Origin of the sequence: Parvimonas sp. D2 (genome assembly GCF_035282635.1) — a bacterium.
Taxonomy (GTDB): domain Bacteria; phylum Bacillota; class Clostridia; order Tissierellales; family Peptoniphilaceae; genus Parvimonas.
In genome coordinates, this window is sequence record NZ_JAYKBO010000052.1 from 1 (window position 1) to 267 (window position 267).

Annotated in this window: 1 protein-coding gene; it reads right to left on the minus strand. The window is 37.1% G+C overall.

Annotated elements, in window-relative coordinates; genetic code table 11:
- Nucleotides 1–267 (minus strand): ATP-binding protein (locus VJI77_RS07545; protein ID WP_323988983.1); only part of this gene is annotated, 267 nt, incomplete at both ends.

Below are 267 nucleotides of genomic sequence, written 5' to 3' on the forward strand. Positions count from 1 at the left end.
TTTCTTCGTCGGGTATACCTACTCCCTGATCTGAAATACTTAGTATCAATTCATTTTTCTCTGCATGCAGTGATATTTGAATCGGAGATTCTTTGGGGGAGTATTTCATGGCATTTTCAAGCAAGTTATTGACCAACATCTGCAGCAATAGGGTTTCACCTTGAATGTACAAGCCTTCTGTAATCAGCTCTCTTACTTCCCTTTTTGGAAAACGTGTTATAAAATCATCGATACAGCCTTCTACCAAATCTGAAAAATTGATTTCTT